Below are 5670 nucleotides of genomic sequence, written 5' to 3' on the forward strand. Positions count from 1 at the left end.
GGTTGTTCGCCTCCCGGGCCGCCGCGGTGACCGCCGGCGCGGTGGCCGCCGGCACGGTCGGCTACGGCACGTGGGGAGTGCTGGGCGCCGGACCGAAGGTGAAGCGGGTCCGCGTGCCGCTGGCCAAGCTGCCGCGCGCGGCGGACGGCTACCGCATCGCGGTGGTCAGCGACATCCACCTCGGTCCCATCCTCGGACGCGCGCACACCCAGCGCATCGTCGACCTGATCAACCGCACCGGCTCCGACGCGATCGCCGTGGTCGGCGACCTGGTGGACGGTTCGGTCGAGCACCTGGGCAACGCCGCGGCGCCGCTGGCCCAGCTCTCCGCGCGGGACGGCTCGTACTTCGTCACCGGCAACCACGAGTACTTCTCCGGCGCGGAAGAGTGGGTCGACCACGTGCGCGAGCTGGGCCTGCGTCCGATGGCCAACGAGCGGACGGAACTGCGCCACTTCGACCTGGCCGGTGTCAACGACGTGGCGGGCGAGGACTACGGCGACGGTCCCGACCTGGAGGCCGCGCTCGGCGACCGGGACACGTCCCGCGCCTCGGTGCTGCTCGCCCACCAGCCCGTGGTGATCCACGACGCGGCACGGATGGGTGTGGACCTCCAGCTGTCAGGGCACACGCACGGCGGCCAGATGTGGCCCGGCAACATCCTGGCCGATCTGGCGAACCCGACGCTGGCCGGCCTGGAGAGCTACGGCGACACTCAGCTCTACGTGACGCGCGGAGCCGGTTCCTGGGGCCCGCCGGTGCGGGTCGGCGCGGAGGCGGACATCACCGTCGTGGAGCTCGCCTCCAAGCAGACCTGACCGGCGGGCTCCCCCGCCGCCCCGGAACCGTCCCCGCCGTCCGCAGCAGCAGAGGCCGCAGACGCCGCGGCAGCCGCATACGCAGACGCAGCCGGAGGCGCCCCGGCGGACACGGAGGCGGGCTCCTCGAAGGCGTGCTCGAAACCAGTGTCCCCGTCGAAGGCGCCGTGACCGCTGCCTTCGGCGGTGGGCAGCAGCACGGTGACGGTGAGGCCGGCGCCCGGCGCGGTGGTCACCGAGACCTCACCGCCCAGCGCGTCCGCGCCGGCCCGGACGATGGCCATGCCCAGGCCGCTGCCCTCGGTCGCCCCGGTGCGGAAGAACCGGTCGTAGATCCGCTCGGCGTCCTCGGGCGCCATGCCGGGACCGTCGTCGGCGACCCGCAGGGCGACCCGGTCGGCGTCCCGGGTGACCCTCAGCCGCACCGCGGCGTCCGGTGGGGTGTGCACGCGCACGTTGGTGAGCAGGTTCGCCACGACCTGGCGCAGCACGGGTTCGTCGGCCAGCACACGGGCGGTGTCCGGTTCCTCGGGCAGGTCGAGCCGCACGGGACGGCCGGGCTGCTGCGCGGAGAGGTCCGCGGCGGCCTCCCGGACGAGGCCGGCCAGGTCCACCCGGCGGGGGCGCAGCTGGGGGCGCTGGTCCAGCCGGGCGAGGGCCAGCAGCTCGTCGACGAGCCGGGCCATGCGCTCGGTCTCGGCGGTCATCCGGGCCAGCGTGCGCCGGCGTTCGGCCGGGTCGGTGATCATGCCGCGTTCATGGAGCTGAAGGTAGCCGCGGATCGCCGACAGCGGGGTGCGCAGCTCGTGGGAGGCGTCCGCGACGAAGCGGCGCAGTTGCTCGGCGGCGTGCTCGCGGGTGATGAACGCCGCCTCCACCTGGTGCAGCATCGCGTTGAGTGCCGTGCGCAGCTGCTCGACCTCGCAGACCGCTTTGCCCTCCCGGGCGGCGACCCGCCGGGACAGGCTCGACGCGTCCGGTGAGCCCTCGGCGATCGCGGACGCCGTCTCCACCATGTCCTCCAGCGGTCGCAGCCGCCGGCGGGAGCCGTGGAAGGTGGCGAAGCCGAGCACGGTGATGAGTACCGCGCCGGCGATGAGTTCCAGCTTGACGACCTTGCGCACGGTGGCGACGACGGCCTCGGTGGAGGTGGCGATCAACACGATCTCGCCACCGGCCAGTTCCACCGCGGTGGCGCGGTAGTGCACGCCGTCGGCCTTCACGTCGTGCGGGTCGCCCGGTCCGAGCAGGTCGCGCGGCTCGTCCACGGCGGCGGCCAGCGCCTGCTGGGCCTCGCTCGGGGGCCGGCCGCCGACGTCGCGTGCTCCCGACTCGTCGTCGAGCAGCACGATGACGGCGTAGTGGCCGGTGATGCCGTGCGACTCGGCGGAGCCGACCGGCCGGCCGAAGTCCGCGATGGCGGCGAGTGCGGCGGCCTGGTCGACGCTGAGCGCGGAGTTCTGCACGCCCTCCCGGCCGGCCATCAGCTCGTTGTCGATGTTCGCCGTCAGGTAGTGCCAGATGCCGCCGACGCTGACGCAGGTGGCGATGACGATGCCGAGGGTGACCATGGCGAGCGAGCTGAGGGTCAGTGTCGCCCGCAGCGAATGGGTGCGGCGGCTCACGCGGACGCTCCGGGGAGCGGTCCGGGCCGGGCGGCGGCCGTGGCCTGGGCGGGGGTGTGGAGGCCGTAGCCGACGCCGCGGCGGGTGCGTATCAGGGGCGGGCCGAGCGGGGCGAGTTTGCGCCGCAGGTAGCTGACGTAGGTCTCCACGACGGTGGATTCCACGCTGTGCTCGAACCGCCAGACGTGCCGCAGGAGTTGCTCCTTGGGCACGATGCGGTCCGCGTGCCGCACCAGGTGCCGCAGCAGGGCGAACTCGGTCGGTGTCAGGTCCGCGGACCGCTCGCCGCGCCGGACGGTGTAGGTGGCCTCGTCCAGTTCCAGGTCGCCGTGGGTGAGCACGGGCGGGCGGGGTGCCGGTGGGCCGTCGGCGGCCGGTGCGGCCGGGCGGATGCGGCGCAGCAGCACGTGCACCCGGGCCACCACCTCGTCGACGTTGAACGGCTTGGTGATGTAGTCGTCGCCGCCGAGGGTGAGGCCCTGGACGACCTCGGCGGGCGCGTCGCGGGCGGTGAGGAAGACCACCGCGAGATCGGTGCGTTCGGCCCGCAGGACCCGGCACAGCTGCCGTCCGTCGCCGTCGGGCAGGGCGATGTCCAGCAGGACGGCGTCCGGGTGGTGCTGGCGGGCGGCGGCGACCGCGGCGTGCACCCCGCCCGCGGTGACGACGTCGAAGCCGTGGAAGCGCAGGGTGATGCCCAGGACGTCGGCGATGCTCGGCTCGTCCTCGACGACCAGCACGGTCGCGGTCCTGCCGCGCCCGTGGCCGGCGGTCTCCTGTCGCGGGCCGGCGGTCTCCTGTCGCGGGGCGGTGTCGTGCCTCGGAGCGGTGTCGTGGCTGCTGCCGGGGGCGGGGTTCATGAGCCCAGTATCCGGGCGGCGCGACGGGATTGTTCCGGGGAACCCTTGGAGCTTCCTGTGATTCCGGACCGATCGGCCCCTCCGGCGGTCCGCACCGCGCACTGTGTTGACTGCCCGGCGAGGCTGACCGCGTACCGTGCGGGCGGTTCCGGGGCAGGGTCCGGCGGCGCCCGGCAGGGGCGGCGGAGTGGACCGGAGGACTTCAGGGGAGATGGGGAAGCATGGCGGCATTGGCACGTTGGTGCCTGCGGCAGCGGTGGGCGGTGATCGGGCTGTGGCTGGTCGTCCTGCTCGGCACGGGGACGGGGGCGGTGGTCGCGGGCAGTTCCTACGCGGCGGTGTTCAGCAGCCCCGGCAGTGAGTCGAGCGTCGCGATCGAACGCATGCGGGAGGCGTTCCCGGAGCAGGCCGGGGACACCAGCAACGTGGTGTGGCAGACCGAGCGGGGCTCGGTGCGCGACCCGGAGGTCCGGGAGCGCATGACCGGCGTGCTCGACGACGTCGGCGGCATGCCGGACGTCGGCCGGGTGGTGAGCCCGTACAGCGAGGAGGGCGCCGCTCAGATCAGCGAGGACGGCACGATCGCCTACGCGCAGGTGACGTTCACCGAGCAGGCCTTCGAGCTGAAGCCGGCGAACACCGAGGCGCTGATCGAGCGGGCCCGGGAGGCCGCCACGGACGATCTGCGGGTCGCGCTGGGCGGCATGGCGATCGAGCAGACCCAGACGCCGGCGGCAGGCCTGGCCGAGGCGGTGGCGATCGTCGCCGCGGCGATCGTGCTGTTCGTCGCCTTCGGCTCGCTGTTCGCGATGCTGCTGCCCCTGCTCAACGCGGGTTTCGCGGTGGGCACCGGAGTTGCCGTGACGATCCTGCTCAGCCACGTGTGGGACCTGCCGGACGTGGCGACGCTGCTCGGTTCGCTGATCGGCCTGGGCGTCGGCATCGACTACGCGCTGTTCATCGTCACGCGGCACCGCAAGGGTCTGCGCATGGGCCTGGATCCGCACGAGTCGGCGGTGCGCGCGATGAACACCTCGGGGCGGGCGGTGCTGTTCGCCGGCGGCACGGTGTGCGTGGCGCTGCTGGCCATGTTCACCCTGCGGTTGCGGTTCATGGACGGCATAGCCGTCGCGACGACGCTGACCGTCGTGCTGAGCGTGATCGCCGCCGCGACGCTGCTGCCCGCGATGTTCGGCGTGCTGGGCCTGCGGGTGCTGAGCCGCAAGGAGCGGCAGCAGTTGGCCGAGCACGGCCCGGTCGCGGAGGAGGCCGCGTCGGGACTGGCGATCCGCTGGTCCAATGTGGTGCAGCGGCGGCCGAAGCTGCTGGTGGTGGTGTCGATGGTGGTGATGCTGGTCCTGTCCGTCCCGGTGCTGTCACTGCGGCTGGGCGCCAACGACCAGGGCAACCAGTTGGAGTCGCAGACCACCCGGCAGGCGTACGACATGCTCGCCGAGGGGTTCGGCCCGGGCTTCAACGGCCCGCTGCAACTGGTCGGCGAGACGCCGCGGGAGGAGCAGCGGCAGGCGCTCGCCGCTGCTGCGGAGGATATCGCCGCGCTGCCGGGCGTGGTGGTGGCGGCCCCCGTGACGCCGCCAGGCTCGGACATCTCGGTGGTGCAGGTGGTGCCCACCACGTCGCCGCAGGCCGAGGAGACGGACGAGCTGATCGACTCGTTGCGGGACCGTTTCGCCGACGGTGAGGTGACCGTGTACGTCGGCGGCGGCACCGCCGTGCAGAAGGACTTCGCGACGCTGATCGGGGACCGGCTGCCGGGCTTCGTCCTGCTGATCATCGGGCTCGGTGCGCTGCTGCTGATGCTGGCGTTCCGCAGCATCGTGGTGCCGCTGACCGCGGCCGTGATGAACCTGATCGCGGCCGCAGCGTCCTTCGGTGTGCTGGTCGCGGTCTTCCAGTGGGGCTGGGGCATCGAGCTGCTGAACATGGGCAAGGAGGGCCCGATCCTGGCGTTCCTGCCGGTGATCATGCTGCCGCTGCTGTTCGGCCTCTCCATGGACTACCAGGTGTTCCTGGTCAGCCGCATGCACGAGGTGTGGGTGCACACCGGCGACAACGCCCGGGCGGTCCGCGCCGGGCTCGCCGACACCAGCCGCGTCATCAACTGTGCGGCGCTGATCATGATCTGCGTGTTCGCGTCGTTCGTCCTCAGCGGCAGCCGGGAGGCGGGCATGGCCGGCATCGGCCTCGCGGTCGCCGTCGCGCTGGACGCGTTCGTGCTGCGCACGCTGCTCGTCCCGGCCGCGATGCACCTGCTGGGCCGGTCCAACTGGTGGCTGCCGGGGTGGCTGGACCGGCGCATGCCGCACCTCTCCTTCGATCCGTCGGACGAGCCGCTGCCCCACGCAG

Annotated in this window: 4 protein-coding genes; 2 read left to right on the forward strand and 2 right to left on the reverse strand. The window is 73.0% G+C overall.

Annotated features, from left to right (window positions below):
- The coding region (locus tag ACYVE9_RS13935) for a metallophosphoesterase (RefSeq protein WP_461028147.1) at window positions 1-818 on the forward strand (818 nt) is incomplete at its 5' end.
- Here the strand turns inward: ACYVE9_RS13935 and ACYVE9_RS13940 are convergent.
- Both ACYVE9_RS13940 and ACYVE9_RS13945 read right to left on the reverse strand, forming a co-directional pair.
- Complete coding sequence (locus ACYVE9_RS13940; RefSeq protein ID WP_461028148.1) at window positions 722-2443, reverse strand: sensor histidine kinase; 1722 nt, start codon at window positions 2441-2443, stop codon at window positions 722-724. The two genes, ACYVE9_RS13935 and ACYVE9_RS13940, sit on opposite strands and share 97 nt — an antisense overlap.
- Complete coding sequence (locus ACYVE9_RS13945; protein WP_461028149.1) at window positions 2440-3303, reverse strand: response regulator transcription factor; 864 nt, start codon at window positions 3301-3303, stop codon at window positions 2440-2442. The genes ACYVE9_RS13940 and ACYVE9_RS13945 overlap by 4 nt, the downstream gene beginning before the upstream one ends.
- 221 nt (window positions 3304-3524) lie before the next feature.
- Between ACYVE9_RS13945 and ACYVE9_RS13950 the strand changes: the two genes are divergently transcribed.
- The coding region (locus ACYVE9_RS13950) for an MMPL family transporter (protein WP_461028150.1) at window positions 3525-5670 on the forward strand (2146 nt) is incomplete at its 3' end.

Source organism: Streptomyces sparsus (genome assembly GCF_054776295.1).

What these genes read in the sequence shown, in the direction of transcription:
- ACYVE9_RS13945 (WP_461028149.1), bottom strand. Translation starts at nt 3,303, where the DNA reads ATGAACCCCGCCCCCGGCAGCAGCCACGACACCGCTCCGAGGCACGAC.